We start from the raw sequence: 19,263 nt of genomic DNA, 5'->3' as shown, positions 1-19,263 counted from the left end.
AAATACCCTACTTTTGTACAAATTTTTTTGAGATATGAGTACACATAAAATAAATATAGAAGGAACTAACAATCCTTCCATTGTTAAGTTTGTTAGCAACAATCAAATCACCCAAGGAGGTAGTTATCAGTTTAATAACATTGACGAAGCTAAAGAATCTCCTGTATCTCAAGAGTTATTTAAACTTCCTTTTGTCAGTAAAATTTTTATCAGTGCTAATTTTATCGCTATAGAAAAATACGATATTGTTGAATGGAGTGATATTCAGAATGATATTAAAGAATTAATTGAAATCTACTTAAACGAAGGAAACACCATTGTTACCGACAAAGCTGAAACTAGAAAAGTAGCTATTGAAGTGTATGCAGAAAGCACACCAAACCCAATGGTAATGAAATTTGGTTGTAACAAAATGTTAACTCCAGACGACAATGAATACAAATCTGCAGAAGAAACTAAAAATTCTCCTCTAGCTCAAGTTTTATTCGAATTCCCTTTTGTAAAAGAAGTATATATTTCTGAGAACTATGTTTCTATCACCAAAAATGAGATGATAGAATGGGGAGAAATAAACACACAATTAAGAAGTTTCTTAAAAGAGTATATTCAATCAGGAAAAACCATTATTGATACTTCTATTGAAAAAGCAAAAGTAGAAATTGAAGCTACTCCTATAGAAAACCTAGAAGGAGTTTCTTTAGAAATAGCAAATATTTTAGAAGAGCATGTTAAACCTGCTGTTGCTAATGATGGAGGAAATATTGTTTTTCAGAATTACGATGAAAACACCAAAGATGTTTATGTAATTTTACAAGGAGCTTGTAGCGGATGTCCATCTTCTACTATTACTTTAAAAAATGGAATAGAAACCATGTTAAAAGAAATGCTACCTAATAAAATAAACAGCGTAATTGCTGCCAACGGTTAATCCTTATTTATGTCTACCATTAAACCTTACAAAGACTCTAACGCTACCAAAAAAGACCAGGTAGCAAATATGTTTGACAATATTTCTGGAAATTATGACGGCTTAAACAGAGTCATAACTTTTGGAATTGATGTGAAATGGAGAAAAAAAGTAGTCGCACTTGTAAAAGCTACAAATCCTGAAAAAATACTAGATATTGCTACTGGTACAGGAGATTTGGCTATTATGGAAAGTAAAGCCATTCCCACCGCAAAAGTTGTTGGTTTGGATATTTCTGCAGGAATGTTAGAAGTAGGAAAAGAAAAAGTTAAAACCTTAGGATTAGAAAACACCATAGAATTAGTATTAGGAGATTCTGAAAACATTCCTTATGAAGACAATTTTTTTGATGCCATTACCGTTTCTTATGGTGTTAGGAACTTTGAACATTTAAACAAAGGGCTTCAGGAAATACACAGAGTTTTAAAACCAGAGGGGATTTTTATTGTTTTAGAGACATCAGTACCCACGCAATTTCCTTTTAAACAAGGATATCAATTTCACAGTAAAGTAATTTTACCTTTGGTAGGTAGATTATTTTCTAAAGACAAAATTGCTTATTCTTATTTATCAGAATCCGCAAACTCTTTTCCTTATGGAGAAGCTTTTAACACAATATTAAAAAATAACGGATTTAACAATGTTCAAGATATTCCTGTTACTTTTGGAGTATCTACCATTTATAAAGCTACCAAATAATGATACGTCTTATTGCCTTCTTTCTTTTTTTAACTTGTACATTTAGTTATGCACAAAAAGAAAAAATTACGCAATTAGAAAACTTTGATAATAAACCTCTTCGATATGGTTATTACTTAGGACTACATTACAAAGGCTACGCTATAAAAGCAAGTAATGCATCCATTACCCCTGGTGTAGGTTTTCAATTAGGTGTATTGGCAGATTTACACTTAAACAACTACATAAGCGTAATAGCAGAACCCGGAGTATTAAGCAGCACCAATAAACTTACTTTGGCAAATGAAACCATTCAAATGCCAACCACACATTTTCATCTACCCATCTCATTTAAATTCACAACCCAAAGAATTAACAATGTAAGCGCTTATTTTTCTACAGGAATTTCTTATAATTATAATTTTACAGCTGAAAAAAATATTGGAGATGGAGGAGCAAAGCCTAATGATTTTGTTTTAACAAAACACAATTTTATGGGAGAAATTGCTTTAGGGACTCATTTCTATTTTCCTTACTTTAAATTCTCTCCTTCTATTAGAGGTATATACGGATTTAATAATGAATACAAAGGACTAGGAACTACGGCTAAAAACAGCTTGAATAGTTTAAAATCTAGAGCAATATTACTTACCCTAACTTTCCAGTAGCTCTTCTAAATTCATTTAAAATAATTGCAGTAGCTGTTGCTACATTTAAGCTTTCGGTTTGCTGAATTTCTCCAAACCTAGGAATGGTTATTTTTTTCTGTACCAAAGCTTCTACTTCAGCACTTACACCATTTGCCTCGTTCCCCATAATCACAACTCCATCTTCTGGTAATTTAGCACCATACACACTTTGCCCTTCCATGTCGGTTACATAAAAAGATTGTTTAGCATTTTTTATATAGTCCACTAAGTCTACATATTTTACCACTACCCTAGTTAAAGACCCCATGGTAGACTGCACAACTTTAGTATTGTAACAATCTACCGTAGTATTACTACAAATCAATTCTTTTACTCCAAACCAATCGCACAATCTAATAATAGTTCCTAAATTACCAGGGTCATTAATTTCATCCAACATTACTTTTAAACCAGAATCCTCTAACAAAGGAGTTTCTGGAATGCTAAAAAGTGCGACTATTTTATTAGGAGATTTTAGAACGCTTATCTTCCTTAATTCCATTTCCGAAATTATGGTAGGCTGATAAGATTTATACATTTCTAAAACATCATCCGTACAATACAAACTATGTAAATGAAAATCCGATTTTAAAAATTCACCCACCACTTTAATGCCCTCTGCCACAAAAAGACCTTCTTTTGTTCTATACTTTTTTTGCTGTAAACTCGTTATTAATTTGATTTGATTTTTAGAAATCGGCATAGTGTAATTTATTTAAAAATCAAATTTAATACTAAAAATCAATAAGCATTACTCAGTCACCTATTTAATGCTTATTTTTGAAAAAAAAATAGTTGTTTTTTGAAATCACACTTTTTTAAAATTACCCCTTATTTGTTACTCAGTATTATACTTACTGCTTGTAACACGACCAAGTACGTTAAAAAAAATGAGCAACTACTAGATCAAAACACCATTAAAATTGATGGCAACAAAACTTCTGATCTAGACATCACCTCTTATTTAATTCAGAGACCTAACAATACTGTTTTAGGAATTCCTTTAGGGATTCACATATACAATATAGGAGATGTTAACTACGATTCTATTCATCAAGAAAAAATGAAAGCGTTTGTAGATAGAAATAATCTAGGAGATAAAATTTTATCAAAAAAGCAAACATTAAAACTACTAAACAAAAGAAAAAAACTTAATGATTGGTTCTTAGCCAAAGGGGAAGCTCCCGTTATTTTAAACTCCTCAAAAACAAAACAAACAGAACAAAACCTAAGAACTCATTTTTTTAACAATGGTTATTTTAATGCTGTGGTTAAAACAACCGTTATAAACGATGTTAAAAAAGCCAACGTTATTTATAACATTACCAAAAACAGCCCTTTTTATATAGGAGACATTAATTATCAAATTAGCTCTGCCTCAGTTAAAGAAACTTTAAACCAAAACTTAAATAGATTGCCCCTAGAAAAAGGACAACAATATCATTTAGAAAATTTTAAAAATACTGTTTCTAAAATAACCACTACTTTAAGAAACAACGGGTTTTATCATTTTAGCGAGGGATTGGTTAGTTTTAGAGAAATAGACACTTTAGCTAGCAATAATATTACACCTGTAGAAATTCATATCGATAATCGAAAAATAAAAAAAGGAAACGAGATTATTGAATTGCCTACCAAAATACAAACCATTCAAAAGGTCAATGTTTATACTGATTATAGCTACCAAACAAGAAACAGCCCTTATGACATTAAAAAGAGTTACAACTTTATAGATTTTTACGCACACAACAAACTAAAACACAAGACAAAAACACTAAGCAATTCTATATTTATAGAACCCAACCAAGTGTATAGTGATCAAAATGTTGAGCTAACAAGAGACCACTTAAGATCTTTAAATAATTTCAAATCTATTAAAATATCACATAAAGAATTAGCCAACAACAAACTGACAACCACTATTGTATTAACACCTCAAAAAAAATATGGAGTAGGAATTAATACCGAAATTATTCACTCTAACATTAAACAATTAGGTCTTTCTGGTGGATTTAGTTTTATCAATAGAAACTTATTTAAAGGAGCTGAAATTTTTCAACTTTCTTTACAAGGAAGTATTTTTGACACTGCCACTAAAGTTAGTGGAGAAGACTCTGCAAGCTTTAATGCATATGAAGTAGGGGTTGATATTTCTTTGGAATTTCCTCGTTTTATTTTTCCTTTTATAAGTAACATCATCCCTAGAACTATGACTCCTAAAACCAAGGTAACCATTGGTACTAGTTTTCAGAAAAACATTGGATTAGACAAACAAAAAGTAAGTGGTGTTATAAACTACACATGGAAATCCTCTAGCAAAAACACACACAATATAGAATTGTTAAATTTGCAGTTTATTAACAATTTAAACCCTGAATCTTACTTTGATATTTATAGTTCTGAGTTTAGAAAAATTTCTGAAATCAAACCTTTAATAGACCCTAATTACAACTTAACTATAAATAACGCTTCTAGCTTTCTTAACAACGTTCCTAATAGTTTTGCTAGTAGCAATCCAGAAGAATATACCACATTAAAAAATATTGCCAAAAGAGAAGATATCATTACCAGTAACAATATTATTCCTGCAACCTCCTATTCTTTTGAACACAACAGTAGACGAGGTTTATCGGACACTAATTACAACTTTTTTAAAACCAAAATAAGCTCTTCTGGTAATGTAAATAGTTTCTTTTTAAAAGAAGAAAACAATCAAAAAATATTTGAGAAAATTCCTATTTCAGAATTTGTGAAAATAGATATTGATTATCGAAAATTCTGGAGTAAATCCATTAACAATTCACTAGCATTTAGAACCTTTGTCGGGATTGCAATTCCCACAGGAAAAAACAAAGACATTCCTTTTATCACTAGTTATTTTGCTGGAGGATCTAACGATATTAGAGCTTGGAAAACTTATGAATTAGGTCCTGGAAGCTCTAACTCTGGATTAGAATTTAACATTGGTAACCTTAAAATACTTTCTAGTTTAGAATATCGTTTTAAAATTATCAATAGTATTCACGGAGCCGTTTTTGCCGATGCAGGTAATATTTGGAATTTACCTAGCTCTTCTGCAGCATCTGACGATGAAATTTTTGACAGTTTTAAATCTTTAGAAAACATAGCCTTAGGAACAGGCTTTGGTATACGATATGATTTTAACTTTTTAGTATTACGATTAGATTTAGCCTTTAAGACTTTTGAACCTTATTTAGACGAAAACAAATGGCTATCTAACTACCGATTAAACGAATCCGTATTAAACATCGGTATCAACTATCCTTTCTAGTACGATATCGTTTTCGTATAAAGAAGTACACACCCTCCTATTATTTCCCTTAAAAATGCCTATTTTTGTTGTCATTAATTCAATTAAATCAATTATATAATGAGTTACAATATCAAACCAGGAGTTGCTACAGGAGATGCAGTTCAAGAGATTTTTAGATTAGCTAAAGAAAAACAATTTGCATTGCCAGCTGTTAACGTAACAGGTAACAATACAATTAACACAGTTTTAGAAACTGCTAAAGAATTAAACTCACCAGTAATTATTCAATTTTCTAACGGAGGTGGTGTTTTTAATGCAGGTAAAGGATTAGACAATACAGATCAAAAAGCTGCTATTGCCGGAAGTGTTGCTGGAGCAAAACATGTACATGAATTAGCTGTAGCTTACGGAGTACCTGTAATTTTACATACAGACCACGCTGCTAAAAAATTATTACCTTGGATTGATGGTTTATTAGATGCATCTGAAAAGCACTTTGCTGAAACTGGAGCACCTTTGTTCTCTTCTCACATGATTGATTTATCTGAAGAGCCATTAGAAGAAAACATTGCTATCTGTAAAGAGTATTTAGCTCGTATGGATAAAATGGGAATGACTTTAGAAATTGAATTAGGAATCACTGGAGGTGAAGAAGATGGTGTTGACAACTCTGATGTTGATGAATCTAAATTATACACACAACCAGAAGAAGTAAATTACTCTTACGAGCAATTATCAGAAGTTTCTCCTAGATTTACCGTAGCTGCTGCTTTTGGAAACGTACACGGTGTTTACAAGCCAGGAAACGTAAAATTAACTCCAAAAATTTTAGATAACTCTCAAAAATTCATCGAAAAGAAACACGGATTAGGACACAACCCTATTGATTTTGTTTTCCACGGTGGTTCTGGATCTTCTGTTGAAGAAATTAGAGAAGCTATTGGATACGGAGCTATTAAAATGAATATTGATACTGATTTACAATATGCTTTTATGGAAGGAATTAGAGACTATTTTGCTGCAAACGCAGACTATTTAGCTTCTCAAATTGGTAACCCATCTGGAGCTGATGCACCTAACAAGAAATACTACGACCCAAGAGTTTGGTTACGTAAAGGTGAAGAGACTTTAAAAGCTCGTTTAATTAAAGCTTTTACAGACTTAAACAACGTAAACACTTTATAATCAATCAGATTATAACTTTTTTATAACACTTAATAGAGGAACTGTTTTTATACAGTTTCTCTATTTTTTTTAGTAAATTGCCCTACTATTAAAATGAATAATTATGACAGCTTGGTTTAAAAGAAGTGATAAAGGAATTCAAACCCCTACAGAAGCAAAGAAAGATGTACCTAAAGGTTTATGGTACAAAACTCCTAGTGGAAAAATTATTGACACTGATGAATTAAAAGTGAACTTATATGTTAGCCCAGAAGACGGATACCATGTAAGAATAGGGAGTAACGAATATTTTGAAATATTATTTGACGATAATAAGTACACAGAGTTAAATGAAAATTTAAGTTCTGTTGACTCTTTAGGATTTGAGGATACCAAACCTTATCCTGAAAGAATAAAAGATGCACAAGCAAAAACAAAACTAAAAGATGCTGTAAGAACAGCTGTTGGTAATTCTTATGGAAAACCTTTAGTTATTGCAGCTATGGATTTTGCGTTTATTGGAGGTTCTATGGGATCTGTAGTAGGTGAAAAAATTGCCAGAGCTATTGATTATGCCAGAGAAAATAAAGTACCCTTTTTAATGGTTTCTAAATCTGGTGGTGCACGTATGCAAGAAGCCCCTTTGTCTTTAATGCAATTGGTTAAAACTTCTGCAAAATTAACACAGTTAGCAGAAGCTAAAATTCCTTATATATCTTTATGTACAGATCCCACAACAGGAGGTACAACTGCATCTTACGCAATGCTAGGAGATATTAATATTGCAGAACCTAACGCACTAGTTGCCTTTGCAGGACCCCGTGTCGTTAGAGATACTACTGGCCAAGATTTACCAGAAGGATTCCAACGTTCAGAATTTTTATTAGAACATGGATTTTTAGATGCGATATACGAACGTAAAAACTTAAAAAAACAAATCAACTTATACTTAGATTTAATTTCTAACTCTAAAATTAGAACCAAAGCATAGCACATTTTTGTTTTATAAAACATAGAAAAGGATCATTTACAACAATGATCCTTTTTTTATACTAAAAACCAAAATCCCCTTTATTATTAATAATAAAGGGGATTTGTTAATTATAAACTAAAAACAGCTTATTTTCTATCTTTAATTTCTGAATAAGCTCTTAATGGCTCACCTACATACAATTGACGAGGACGACCAATAGGCTCTTTATTTTCTCTCATTTCTTTCCATTGAGCAATCCAACCTGGCAAACGTCCCATTGCAAACAAAACAGTAAACATTTCCACAGGAATCCCTAATGCACGGTAAATAATACCTGAATAGAAATCTACGTTTGGATATAAGTTTCTAGATTTAAAATACTCATCATTTAATGCTGCTTCAGACAAACCTCTAGCCACATCTAACACAGGATCTTCAATACCTAAATCTGCTAATACTTCTTCTGCAGCAACTTTAATAATCTTCGCTCTAGGATCAAAGTTTTTATAAACTCTATGCCCAAATCCCATCAAACGGAAAGGATCACTTTTATCTTTTGCTTTTGTAATGTATTTTTCAAAGTCTCCACCATCATTTTTAATAGCTTCCAACATTTCAATAACCGCTTGATTCGCTCCACCATGTAAAGGCCCCCATAAAGCAGAAATACCTGCAGATATAGATGCAAATAAACCAGCATGAGAAGAACCAACAATTCTTACTGTAGAGGTAGAACAGTTTTGTTCGTGATCTGCATGTAAAATCAACAACTTATCTAAAGCATTAATAATTGTTTTATTACACTTATATTCTTGATTAGGTCTCTTAAACATCATTTTAGCAAAACTCTCCTCGTAACCTAAGTCGATATCTCCGTAATCTAAAGGCTCCCCTTTCATTTTACGCATACACCAAGATACTAACACAGGAAATTTCCCCATCAACATAGTAATGGCATGATACATATCTTCTTTAGACGTAATCTCTACAGACCTTGGATTAAATGCTGTCAAAGCACTTGTTAATGATGACAACACTCCCATTGGATGTGCATTCTTTGGAAAAGCATCTAAAATTTTATGAATATCTTCATCTACTAAAGATTCATTTTTAATATCTTGTTCAAACTTATCCAACTCTACCTGAGTAGGTAATTCTCCAAAAATCAACAAATAAGAAACTTCCAAGAAAGAAGCTTTCTCAGCTAAATCCTCAATAGCATACCCTCTATAACGTAAAATACCTTTTTCACCATCTAAGAAAGTAATAGCACTTTTACATGATCCCGTGTTCTTAAAACCTGGATCAATTGTAGTAACACCACCAGTTACTCCTCGCAACTGTTTGATATCAATTGCCAATTCGTTCTCCGAACCTTTTTCAATCGGGAACTCATATTTTTTTCCTTCTATTTCTAATATTGCTGTGTTTGACATATATAAATGTTATTTCCTCATTTTTTTGAATTTCACAAATCTACAAATAATTAAGTATTAATAAAAGAAATAAATACTTAATTAAACTACGTAAAAATACGTAGTTTAACAACAATATAGTTTTCTGTTAGAATCCACAACATTTATCATGTTGTTAAATATATAATTAGAAAACATAAAAACAAGATTAACATCATTAAATAAAAAAACCAAACACCACTATTACAGATGTTTACACAAAAAACAAACCTCTGAACAACGTAACTTTTTTAGGTTGCTTTTTTAAACTTGAATTACTATTCTAATTTTGTGTATTGTTAAGTAAATTCAGAAAAAAAAGACCTCTTAAAATGGCATTAAATAAACACAGTAAAAGACTTACTCAAGATCCTTCTCAACCAGCATCACAAGCTATGCTATATGCAGTTGGATTGACAGATGAAGACATGAACAAACCTCAAATTGGTATTGCAAGTACTGGTTATGATGGTAATCCATGTAACATGCATTTAAATAAGTTAGCTCAAGAAATTAAAAAATATGCGAATCTTAACGAGCAAGTAGGATTAACCTTTAACACCATTGGTGTAAGTGATGGTATTTCTATGGGAACGTCTGGTATGAATTATTCTTTAGCATCTAGAGATATTATTGCAGACTCTATGGAAACTGTAGTAAATGCTCAGAGCTATGATGGCTTGATTGGTGTTGTAGGATGTGATAAAAATATGCCAGGTGCTATTATTGCCATGCTTCGTTTAAACCGTCCATCAATTATGGTTTATGGTGGAACTATTGCTTCTGGTAAATACAAAGGGCGTAAGTTAAACATTGTATCTGCTTTTGAAGCTTTGGGTCAAAAAGTTGCAGGAGAAATTGACGAAAAAGAATATAGAGAAATCATCAAAGCATCTATTCCAGGTGCAGGTGCATGTGGAGGTATGTATACCGCTAACACTATGGCATCATCTATAGAATGTATGGGATTGGCTTTGCCTTACAACTCATCTATTCCAGCAGAAAACCCTAATAAACTATCAGAAGCTGAGCGTACTGCACAGGCTATGAAAAAATTATTAGAACTAGATTTAAAACCTAGAGATATTGTTACAAAAAAATCTATCGAAAATGCTATTGCTATTGTAAATGCACTAGGTGGATCTACCAATGCAGTATTGCATTATTTAGCTATAGCTTATGCAGCTGATATTGAATTCACTTTAGAAGATTTCCAAAGAGTTTCTGACAGAACTCCATTAATTGCAGATTTAAAGCCATCTGGAAAATATTTAATGGAAGATGTTCACGGAATTGGAGGAACTCCTGCTATTATGAAATATTTATTGGAGCAAGGTTTCTTACACGGTGATTGTATTACAGTAACAGGTAAAACTTTAGCCGAAAATTTAGCGGATGTAAAAGCGATGGAATTTGAAGATCAAGATGTGATTTTCCCAAAAGACAAAGCCTTAAAATCATCTGGAAACTTACAAATTTTATACGGTAACCTTGCTGAAGAAGGAGCTGTTGCCAAAATATCTGGAAACGAAGGATTAAAATTTGAAGGAAAAGCAGTGGTTTACAATGGTGAACAAGCAGCTAACACAGGAATATCTAACGGAGAGGTAGAAAGAGGAGATGTCGTCGTTATTCGTTATGTTGGACCAAAAGGAGGACCTGGTATGCCAGAAATGTTAAAACCAACCTCATTAATTACGGGAGCTGGTTTAGGAAAATCAGTAGCCTTAATTACAGATGGTCGTTTTTCTGGAGGAACCCACGGGTTTGTTGTTGGTCACATAACGCCAGAAGCACAAACAGGTGGATTAATTGGATTGGTAGAAACAGGAGATACTATTTCTATTAGTGCAGAAGACAATTCTATTACGTTGCAAGTATCTGAAGAAGAAATAGCAAAACGTAAAGAATTATGGAAGCAACCTGCTTTAAAACACAATAAAGGAATCTTATTTAAATACGCTAAATCAGTAGCTTCAGCTTCTGAAGGGTGTGTTACAGATAAATATTAAATTTTAGTACCCAGTACTAAGTACAAAGAAATTAGCATTAAACTTTGTACTTAATACTTTGTACTGTATACTATTACGAGTATGAAAAAAACAGAAAGAATCATTGGTGCAGAAGCCGTTGTAAAAAGTCTTCTTGCAGAAGGTGTAGATATTGCATACGGATACCCAGGTGGAGCTATTATGCCTATCTATGATGAATTGTATAAATACCAAGATCAATTACATCACGTATTAACTAGACATGAACAAGGTGCTACACATGCAGCACAAGGTTATGCAAGAACTTCTGGTAAAGTCGGTGTTGCATTAGCTACATCAGGACCTGGAGCTACTAATTTAATCACTGGTATTGCAGATGCCCAAATAGATTCTACTCCTTTAGTATGTATTACAGGACAAGTAGCTTCTCATTTATTAGGAACGGATGCTTTTCAAGAAACAGATATTATTAGTATCTCATCCCCCATTACTAAATGGAATGTTCAGGTAACCAAAGCTGAAGATATTCCCGCTGCTATCTCTAAAGCATTTTACATCGCTAAATCTGGAAGACCAGGACCTGTTTTAATTGATATTACTAAAGATGCTCAGTTAAGTGAATTAGATTATAGCTACGAAAAATGTACCGCTGTAAGAAGTTACAAGCCCGTACCAGAAACAAATATAGAAAAGGTTAAAGAAGCTGCCGCATTAATAAACACAGCTAAAAAACCTATGATTATTTTTGGTCAAGGAGTTATTTTAGGAGGTGCAGAACAAGAATTTAAAGATTTTGTAGAAAAATCTGGTATTCCATCTGCCTGGACTGTTTTAGGTTTGTCTGCCTTAGCAACCAACCACCCTTTAAATGTAGGAATGGTAGGAATGCACGGACACTATGGACCTAATAAATTAACCAACGAATGTGATGTATTGATTGCCGTAGGTATGAGATTTGACGATCGTGTTACGGGTGATTTAAGCAAATATGCAAAACAAGCAAAAGTTGTGCACTTTGATATTGACCCTGCAGAAATAGACAAAAATGTTAAAACAACAGTGGCTGTTTTAGGAGACTCAAAAGATACCTTGGCAAAAGTTTTAGAATTTATAGAACCCAAAGAACATAGCGCTTGGTTACAAGAGTTTAGAGATTTTGACAAAATAGAATTTGACAAAGTTATCAATGGTCAATTAAACCCAACTAAAGAAGGGTTGACTATGGGAGAAGTATTACAAGGAATTAATAAAGCAACAAACGATGATGCTGTTATTGTTTCTGATGTAGGACAACACCAAATGATGGCTGTACGTTACGCCAACTTTACCCACACCAGAAGTAATGTAACCTCTGGAGGATTGGGAACTATGGGATTTGCTTTACCTGCTTCTATTGGAGCTAAAATGGGAGCTCCAGACAGACATGTGGTTGCAATAATTGGAGATGGTGGTTACCAAATGACTTGTCAAGAATTAGGAACTATTTTACAAACAGGAACTGCGGTTAAAATTGTAGTACTAAACAACGAGTTTTTAGGAATGGTACGTCAATGGCAACAATTATTTTTTGACAAACGTTATGCTTCTACAGAAATGATCAATCCTGATTTTGTAAAGCTAGCCGAAGCCTATAGTATTCCTGCTAAAAAAGTAGTAAAACGTGAAGATTTACAAGGAGCTATTGATGAAATGATTGCTTGTGAAACCTCTTACTTTTTAGAAGTAATGGTAGAAAAAGAAGACAATGTATTCCCAATGGTACCTACAGGAGCAAGTGTATCTGATGTAAGATTAGAATAACTAAAATTGAATTTTAACATTTTCAATTTTTAATCAATTAAGACATGGAAAAAAAATTATATACCATATCCGTTTATTCTGAAAACAACTTAGGGTTGTTAAATAGAATTTCGACCATCTTTGTTAAAAGGCACATCAATATAGAAAGCTTAACGGTTTCTGCTTCAGAAATTGAAAATGTTTCAAGATTTATTGTGGTTGTAAATATGACAGAAGAAGCTGTAAAGAAAATTATTGGTCAGTTAGAAAAGCAGGTAGAGGTAATTCAAGCTTATTACCATACAGACGATGAAATTATCTTTACAGAAACAGCTATGTTTAAGTTTAAATCTGATTTGTTGTTTGAGAATCCTCAGATTCAAAACATTATCAAAGAAAACAATATGAACATTGTTACGGTAAACAAAACGTTTTTTATAATAGAAAAAGCGGGTAGAAAACACGAAATAGATGCTATTTACAATGCATTTGCACCTTTTGGAATCGCTCAATTTGTTCGTTCAGGTAGAGTTGCAATCTCAAAAGAAGCTATGAATATTCGTAAAATTTTAGGTGAGATAGTTCAATAGAAATCACTAAATTTGGCAACGCATAAAAATTAATTTTGAGCTTGAGGGTATTTTAATGCCATCAAGCTCATTTTTAGCGAAATAACAAGTAAACAATTAGAATCAAAATAAAAGCAAAATGGCAAATTATTTTAACACACTTTCTTTAAGAGAGCAATTAGAGCAATTAGGACAGTGTGAATTTATGGACAGAAGCGAGTTCAGCAATGGAGTTGAAGCTTTAAAAGGTAAGAAAATAGTAATCATCGGATGTGGTGCTCAAGGATTAAACCAAGGGTTAAACATGCGTGATTCTGGATTAGATGTATCTTATACTTTAAGACCAGCTGCAATCGCAGAAAAGAGACAATCTTTTTTAAACGCTACTGAAAATAACTTTGCTGTAGGAACTTACGAAGAGATGATTCCTACTGCTGATTTATTAATCAACTTAACTCCAGACAAACAACACACTGCTGTTGTAACTGCGGTTATGCCCTTAATGAAAAAAGACTCTTGTTTATCTTACTCTCACGGTTTTAACATCGTAGAAGAAGGAATGCAAGTTCGTAAAGATATTACAGTGATCATGGTAGCACCTAAGTCTCCAGGATCTGAAGTACGTGAAGAATTCAAAAGAGGATTTGGAGTACCTACTTTAATTGCTGTACACCCTGAGAATGATCCTCAAGGAAAAGGATGGGATTACGCTAAAGCGTATGCTGTTGGTACAGGAGGACACACTGCTGGTGTCTTAAAATCTTCATTTGTTGCCGAAGTTAAGTCTGACTTAATGGGAGAGCAAACTATCTTATGTGGATTGTTACAAACTGGATCTATCTTATGTTTCGACAAAATGGTAGCTGAAGGAATAGATGCAGGATATGCTTCTAAATTAATTCAATACGGATGGGAAACTATTACTGAAGGTTTAAAATACGGTGGTATTACTAACATGATGGATAGATTGTCTAACCCAGCTAAAATTGAAGCTTTTAAAGTTTCGGAAGAGTTGAAAGACATTATGAGACCATTATTCCAAAAGCACATGGATGATATTATCTCTGGTCATTTTTCTAAAACAATGATGGAAGACTGGGCTAACGATGATGTTAACTTATTAACTTGGAGAGCTGCTACAGGAGAAACTAACTTTGAAAAAACTCCAGCAGGAGATTTCGAAATTTCTGAGCAAGAATATTACGACAACGGAACTTTAATGGTTGCTATGGTAAAAGCTGGTGTAGAATTAGCTTTTGAAGCAATGGTAGAATCTGGAATTATTGACGAATCTGCATACTACGAATCTTTACACGAAACTCCATTAATTGCAAACACTATTGCAAGAATGAAGTTGGCTGAAATGAACCGTGTAATTTCTGATACTGCTGAATACGGATGTTACTTATTTGACCATGCATGTAAGCCTTTAATTGCTGAGTATGTTAAAAACGCACCTAGCAATTTAGTTGGTAGACCGTTTGGAGCTGCTAACAACGGTGTTGATAACGCTGAATTAATTGCTGTAAACAGAGAGATTCGCGAACATGATGTAGAAATTATTGGTGAAGAATTACGTGAAGCAATGACTGCAATGAAAAAAATCGTTTCTTAATAACGAATTTTAATACATTCCAAAAGCCGTTGCAATTGCAACGGCTTTTTTATTTTTATATTACACACAAATTTACTTTATGGTAACGCTAGAATCCATCTTAAAAGCACAAATGAATATTAAGGGAATTGTACAAACTACTCCCCTATCTTATATGGATAATTATTCTAAGTTGTTTGATGCTACTATTTATTTTAAAAGAGAAGACTTACAACAAGTACGTTCCTACAAGATTAGAGGAGCTTATAATAGAATTAAAAATTTATCTAAAGAAGAATTAAACAATGGTGTTGTTTGTGCAAGTGCTGGTAACCACGCACAAGGAGTTGCCTTTGCTTGTAATAATTTAAAAGTAAAGGGTACTATTTTTATGCCCGTTACTACTCCCAAACAAAAAATTTCTCAAGTTAAAATGTTTGGAGGTGATTACACTACCATTCAGCTAATTGGAGACACCTTTGATGAGAGCTCTAAAGCGGCAGAAGCTTATCAAAAAGAACACAATGCTACGTATGTACATCCATTTAATGATTGGGATGTAATGTCTGGACAAGGAACAGTAGGTTTAGAAATTTTGGATGCTATTAACAAGCCTATTGATTATTTATTTTTACCTGTAGGAGGAGGAGGATTGGCCTCTGGAGTAATTACCGTATTTAAAAACCTAAGCCCTACTACCAAAATTATAGGGTTAGAACCTAAAGGAGCTCCTTCTTTAAAAACATCTTTGGAAAAAGGAGTTAATACAAAAATAGAAAACATAGATAAGTTTGTTGATGGGGCTGCTGTTCAAAAAATGGGAGACAATACCTATCCTATTTGTAAAGAATACTTAAGTGATGTTACTTTAATTGACGAAGGCCATATCTGTAAAACTATTTTAAAACTGTACAATGAAAATGCGATTGTAGCAGAACCTGCTGGAGCTTTATCTGTTAGTGCATTAGACCACTACAAAGAAGCTATTAAAGGTAAAAATGTAGTTTGTATTGTTAGTGGTGGTAATAACGATATTACTCGTATGGAAGAAATGAAAGAACGTGCTTTGTTATTTGATGGCTTAAAGCATTATTTTATTGTCCGTTTTCCACAACGTGCTGGTGCTCTTAAAGAATTTGTTGGAAACGTTTTGTCTGAAACCGATGATATTGTTCATTTTGAATACACAAAAAAAAATAGTAGAAGTACAGCTTCTGCTGTTGTGGGTATTGAATTAAAAAACAAAGAAGATTTTGAACCTTTAATAACAAGAATGAAAGACAAAGGTTTCTATGGAGAATATTTAAACAAAAAACCTGAATTGTATAATTATATGATTTAACATTCATAAAAATCGCTTTTAAGGAAATTCCCTAAAAGCGATTTTCTCTTTATGATAATCTTCTTACTTACTCAACAATTACTTTTTTAATGTATTGTTTTCCGTTATTAACAACCTTCACAATGTAAACGCCACTCGCCAAAGCTTTATTTACAACTTTAGTTCCCGTAATAGAGTAAATTGAAACCTCACTATTATCTGGAGCCGAAACATTGATAACTCCGTTAGAAGAAGAAACATTTACTCCTTCTAAGGTATTTTTTTTACTAGACAAAGTAGGTGCTGTTACTGTAGCACTTAAGTCATCAACATAAATAACATCTCCTGTATTAACATCTGAAGCATCATTATTAAAAATGAATGCAAATCTAAAGTTGGCCGCATCAAATGCATCATTAGCCGTCATTGTAAATGTAAGTTCTTCCCAAGCTCCAACTAAATTAGTTGTTGTTTGGTTATCTTGTGGCTGAGCACTAATCGAACCTCCTCCATTTGTGTTTTTAGTTTTGGCTTGAATTAAAAGTCCTTCAGTTCTATTTGTCTTTACCCACATTTTTATTTCAATAGTACTTCCTACAGGATAAACTTGTCCTAAATCACCATACGTAGTAAAAAAAGAAAATACTGATTTATCAGCATCACCAGAGGCCATAAATTTTAAAGAGCTATCCCCACCATGAGCTTCGTCATTAGAAATCTCTCTAGTTAGAAAAGTATTATCTGTTAAAGTAGCTAAGTCATTTAGAGGATCTTCAAAATTAGGATCTACGATAAAAGCAGAAGTAGTTACCGGTAAAGAAGCTATAAACTCAATTTCATCAAAAAATATTTTATCGCCTGTATCATCTGGAGAATTTCTTCTCACTTGCATATCTAATCTGGTTACCTCATGACCAGCAGGAATACTAGATATGTCAATATAAGCCGTGTTATAATTTTCAGATTCAATTACTAAATCAAATTTGGAAATAGTACTAAAACTACTACCTTCTCCAGTAGTTCCAGCATCTCTAGACGTTCCTGCTATTTTTAACTCAGTAGCTTTAGTTTGATTCTTATATACAATTTTAATATAACTATAAACACCTCTATCTAGGACAATGAAAGTATCATCTCCACCTTGTCCCCTTCTAATGTTCGCATTATTATTTCCTAATCTCTCAAGAGTTAATGCACCGTCACTTGAAACTCCCTCTATTGGATCATGATCTACAGTACCTGTTCCATAACCTTTTACCCAGCTTTGTGCCCCCCCAGCAAAATCATAAATCGTTGGTCCTTGTTGTGCATTTGCAGAAAACACTGTTAAAACAATCACAACAGCTATTAAACCAAATTTGTGTATTTTTTTCATCATAATTAATTAATATTTAGTTATTTATCAAAAATAAGACACCCCTACCAACTTAAGCAACTCTGTTTTTACTCTTAACAACTCTATTTTAGCATAAATTAATAATTTTATAATTTTTAGCACTTAAACATAAGATTCATATACTTTAAGACCGATAAAACAGCTATCATTCCTAATTTCCTCTATTCTTCAAAAGATATTTTTTATCCCCAACTCGTCTACAAAAAAATTGCACCTAAAATAAAAACATTCAAATTCCACCAAAGGCTTAGGTTTTAATAAAGATTACCTCCTTTAATTCTCATTCAAACACCTACATAAACAGTTAAACGACTAAAAAAAACCATTAAACGTTAAAAAAACACCATTCAACATTGTTTATCTTAAATAGTTTTGTATATTTACTGTATGAAACAAAAACAAATTTTGTTTAGAGTTTAAAAAATTGCTATGAAAGTTTAAACTCTAAAAACAAAAGTTACTATGAACTAAATAAATTAAATGCTATGAAAAATTTATTAAAAGGACTTTTTACTGCCGTTGTTGTGTCGGTTTGTTTAACCTCTTGTACAGAGGATGTTCTACTAGAATTCGATGACATGACTGCTGAAGAGGTATCAAAAAAATATGAAGAAAATATGAAAGCTACTTATGAAGCTGATGCAGCTAAAGAAGCAAGTGTAGAAAACACTCAAGAATAATTTTTAAAATTATTACACATATTACAAACAAAAAGAGAGACTATTAAAACGGTCTCTCTTTTTGTTTGTCTTAAATAAACCCCTCTATTATCTTATTCTTTTAAGATTTACTAGAATCTACTTTCGTAATTTTTCTTCTATATTAAATCAACTTTATTCCTCTAAAGTTATCAGAATTTCAAAAATAACAGACTCTTTTCAATTAAACTTGAATACATTATTTTAAAGATTTTGCTATTGTTAGTTCCCTTCACCAACAATATTTTTACTCCTTACTTTATTAAAGATTGTTCTATAAGAATTTCTAATTTGTTTTAATTCATATCTAATATATTGATTTGTATCTCTAGAAAACCATAGGTATTAACTTTATCATCTGATTCAATTACTTTTTGGACCAAAACAAGATCACTCAAGCAGAAAAACATTTCTTTAAATAAGTCTCAAATAATAAAAAATCTCCTGTTCAAACTATAATATATTTAATAGATATATTAAGTACATTATAATTTTATATGGTTTTAATCTGTGAGAGTAAAACAATATAAAACACTTAAACTGCCTTAAATTCATCTTTACATCACTGGCAACAAAGCACAGTTATTTTTACACTGAAAACGATAAAAAATTAGAAAACAAGAAATTGATACTAGTATTGATTGTAAAAAACCCACAAAAAAGCAAAAAAATACTGCTAATGGCAAAAATGCACAAAAGAATATAAAATAAAAACA

The 19,263-nt window shown here is 32.3% G+C and carries 15 protein-coding genes; 12 read left to right on the top strand and 3 right to left on the bottom strand.

Features of this window, described 5'->3' with window-relative positions; genetic code table 11:
* Positions 1–34 precede the first annotated feature (34 nt).
* From FHR24_RS03635 to porT, 3 genes are read left to right on the top strand one after another with little or no spacing between them, the layout of a single operon-like run.
* Entirely contained in the window at positions 35–928 is an 894-nt protein-coding gene (locus tag FHR24_RS03635) for a NifU family protein (RefSeq protein ID WP_167184008.1), read from the top strand.
* Between the two features lie 9 nt (positions 929–937).
* On the top strand, positions 938–1,666 hold the full coding sequence (gene ubiE, locus FHR24_RS03630) for a bifunctional demethylmenaquinone methyltransferase/2-methoxy-6-polyprenyl-1,4-benzoquinol methylase UbiE (protein WP_167184005.1): 729 nt from the start codon (positions 938–940) through the stop codon (positions 1,664–1,666).
* On the top strand, positions 1,666–2,313 hold the full coding sequence (gene porT / locus FHR24_RS03625) for a type IX secretion/gliding motility protein PorT/SprT (RefSeq protein WP_167184002.1): 648 nt from the start codon (positions 1,666–1,668) through the stop codon (positions 2,311–2,313). The genes ubiE and porT overlap by 1 nt, the downstream gene beginning before the upstream one ends.
* Here the strand turns inward: porT and FHR24_RS03620 are convergent.
* On the bottom strand, positions 2,294–3,037 hold the full coding sequence (locus FHR24_RS03620; RefSeq protein WP_167183999.1) for a TrmH family RNA methyltransferase: 744 nt from the start codon (positions 3,035–3,037) through the stop codon (positions 2,294–2,296). The two genes, porT and FHR24_RS03620, sit on opposite strands and share 20 nt — an antisense overlap.
* 132 nt (positions 3,038–3,169) lie before the next feature.
* Here FHR24_RS03620 and tamL point away from each other — a divergent pair, with 132 nt between their 5' ends.
* From tamL to accD, 3 genes are all read left to right on the top strand, one after another.
* The gene (gene tamL, locus FHR24_RS03615) at positions 3,170–5,626 is read left to right on the top strand and encodes a translocation and assembly module lipoprotein TamL (RefSeq protein WP_167183996.1); all 2,457 of its coding nucleotides are present in this window, start codon (positions 3,170–3,172) and stop codon (positions 5,624–5,626) included.
* A gap of 99 nt (positions 5,627–5,725) precedes the next feature.
* The gene (gene fbaA / locus FHR24_RS03610; RefSeq protein ID WP_167183992.1) at positions 5,726–6,793 is read left to right on the top strand and encodes a class II fructose-bisphosphate aldolase; all 1,068 of its coding nucleotides are present in this window, start codon (positions 5,726–5,728) and stop codon (positions 6,791–6,793) included.
* A 103-nt stretch (positions 6,794–6,896) separates the two neighbouring features.
* Entirely contained in the window at positions 6,897–7,763 is an 867-nt protein-coding gene (gene accD, locus FHR24_RS03605; protein ID WP_167183990.1) for an acetyl-CoA carboxylase, carboxyltransferase subunit beta, read from the top strand.
* A 128-nt stretch (positions 7,764–7,891) separates the two neighbouring features.
* Here the strand turns inward: accD and FHR24_RS03600 are convergent, their stop codons facing one another.
* On the bottom strand, positions 7,892–9,181 hold the full coding sequence (locus tag FHR24_RS03600) for a citrate synthase (protein ID WP_167183987.1): 1,290 nt from the start codon (positions 9,179–9,181) through the stop codon (positions 7,892–7,894).
* 350 nt (positions 9,182–9,531) lie between these two features.
* Here FHR24_RS03600 and ilvD point away from each other — a divergent pair, with 350 nt between their 5' ends.
* From ilvD to ilvA, 5 genes are all read left to right on the top strand, one after another.
* A complete protein-coding gene (gene ilvD, locus FHR24_RS03595) occupies positions 9,532–11,211 on the top strand; it encodes a dihydroxy-acid dehydratase (protein WP_167183984.1) in 1,680 nt (559 codons plus the stop codon).
* An 81-nt stretch (positions 11,212–11,292) separates the two neighbouring features.
* Positions 11,293–12,990: a biosynthetic-type acetolactate synthase large subunit gene (gene ilvB / locus FHR24_RS03590; protein ID WP_167183981.1), complete on the top strand. Its 1,698-nt coding sequence runs from the start codon at positions 11,293–11,295 to the stop codon at positions 12,988–12,990.
* Positions 12,991–13,034: 44 nt separating this feature from the next.
* A complete protein-coding gene (gene ilvN / locus FHR24_RS03585) occupies positions 13,035–13,559 on the top strand; it encodes an acetolactate synthase small subunit (protein ID WP_167183977.1) in 525 nt (174 codons plus the stop codon).
* Between the two features lie 118 nt (positions 13,560–13,677).
* Entirely contained in the window at positions 13,678–15,153 is a 1,476-nt protein-coding gene (ilvC, locus tag FHR24_RS03580) for a ketol-acid reductoisomerase (protein ID WP_167183974.1), read from the top strand.
* Positions 15,154–15,232: 79 nt separating this feature from the next.
* The gene (gene ilvA, locus FHR24_RS03575; RefSeq protein ID WP_167183971.1) at positions 15,233–16,474 is read left to right on the top strand and encodes a threonine ammonia-lyase IlvA; all 1,242 of its coding nucleotides are present in this window, start codon (positions 15,233–15,235) and stop codon (positions 16,472–16,474) included.
* A 67-nt stretch (positions 16,475–16,541) separates the two neighbouring features.
* On the opposite strand, the gene FHR24_RS03570 is transcribed toward ilvA, so the two are convergent.
* The gene (locus tag FHR24_RS03570) at positions 16,542–17,831 is read right to left on the bottom strand and encodes a T9SS type A sorting domain-containing protein (protein ID WP_167183968.1); all 1,290 of its coding nucleotides are present in this window, start codon (positions 17,829–17,831) and stop codon (positions 16,542–16,544) included.
* A gap of 503 nt (positions 17,832–18,334) precedes the next feature.
* Between FHR24_RS03570 and FHR24_RS03565 the strand changes: the two genes are divergently transcribed.
* The gene (locus FHR24_RS03565; protein WP_167183965.1) at positions 18,335–18,529 is read left to right on the top strand and encodes a hypothetical protein; all 195 of its coding nucleotides are present in this window, start codon (positions 18,335–18,337) and stop codon (positions 18,527–18,529) included.
* Positions 18,530–19,263 lie beyond the last annotated feature (734 nt).

Source organism: Wenyingzhuangia heitensis (assembly GCF_011762155.1).
In the GTDB taxonomy this organism is placed as follows: Bacteria; Bacteroidota; Bacteroidia; order Flavobacteriales; family Flavobacteriaceae; genus Wenyingzhuangia; species Wenyingzhuangia heitensis.
Note: the sequence above shows the minus strand (reverse complement) of the source record. Positions and strands in the feature narration are given on the sequence as shown.

Excerpts from the sequence above, each read along its gene's own strand:
- ubiE (WP_167184005.1), top strand. The coding sequence starts at position 938 with ATGTCTACCATTAAACCTTACAAAGACTCTAACGCTACCAAAAAAGAC.
- ilvB (WP_167183981.1), top strand. The coding sequence starts at position 11,293 with ATGAAAAAAACAGAAAGAATCATTGGTGCAGAAGCCGTTGTAAAAAGT.
- porT (WP_167184002.1), top strand. The coding sequence starts at position 1,666 with ATGATACGTCTTATTGCCTTCTTTCTTTTTTTAACTTGTACATTTAGT.
- accD (WP_167183990.1), top strand. The coding sequence starts at position 6,897 with ATGACAGCTTGGTTTAAAAGAAGTGATAAAGGAATTCAAACCCCTACA.
- fbaA (WP_167183992.1), top strand. The coding sequence starts at position 5,726 with ATGAGTTACAATATCAAACCAGGAGTTGCTACAGGAGATGCAGTTCAA.
- FHR24_RS03635 (WP_167184008.1), top strand. The coding sequence starts at position 35 with ATGAGTACACATAAAATAAATATAGAAGGAACTAACAATCCTTCCATT.
- ilvD (WP_167183984.1), top strand. The coding sequence starts at position 9,532 with ATGGCATTAAATAAACACAGTAAAAGACTTACTCAAGATCCTTCTCAA.
- FHR24_RS03620 (WP_167183999.1), bottom strand. The coding sequence starts at position 3,037 with ATGCCGATTTCTAAAAATCAAATCAAATTAATAACGAGTTTACAGCAA.
- FHR24_RS03570 (WP_167183968.1), bottom strand. The coding sequence starts at position 17,831 with ATGATGAAAAAAATACACAAATTTGGTTTAATAGCTGTTGTGATTGTT.
- ilvC (WP_167183974.1), top strand. The coding sequence starts at position 13,678 with ATGGCAAATTATTTTAACACACTTTCTTTAAGAGAGCAATTAGAGCAA.
- FHR24_RS03565 (WP_167183965.1), top strand. The coding sequence starts at position 18,335 with ATGAAAAATTTATTAAAAGGACTTTTTACTGCCGTTGTTGTGTCGGTT.
- ilvA (WP_167183971.1), top strand. The coding sequence starts at position 15,233 with ATGGTAACGCTAGAATCCATCTTAAAAGCACAAATGAATATTAAGGGA.
- FHR24_RS03600 (WP_167183987.1), bottom strand. The coding sequence starts at position 9,181 with ATGTCAAACACAGCAATATTAGAAATAGAAGGAAAAAAATATGAGTTC.
- ilvN (WP_167183977.1), top strand. The coding sequence starts at position 13,035 with ATGGAAAAAAAATTATATACCATATCCGTTTATTCTGAAAACAACTTA.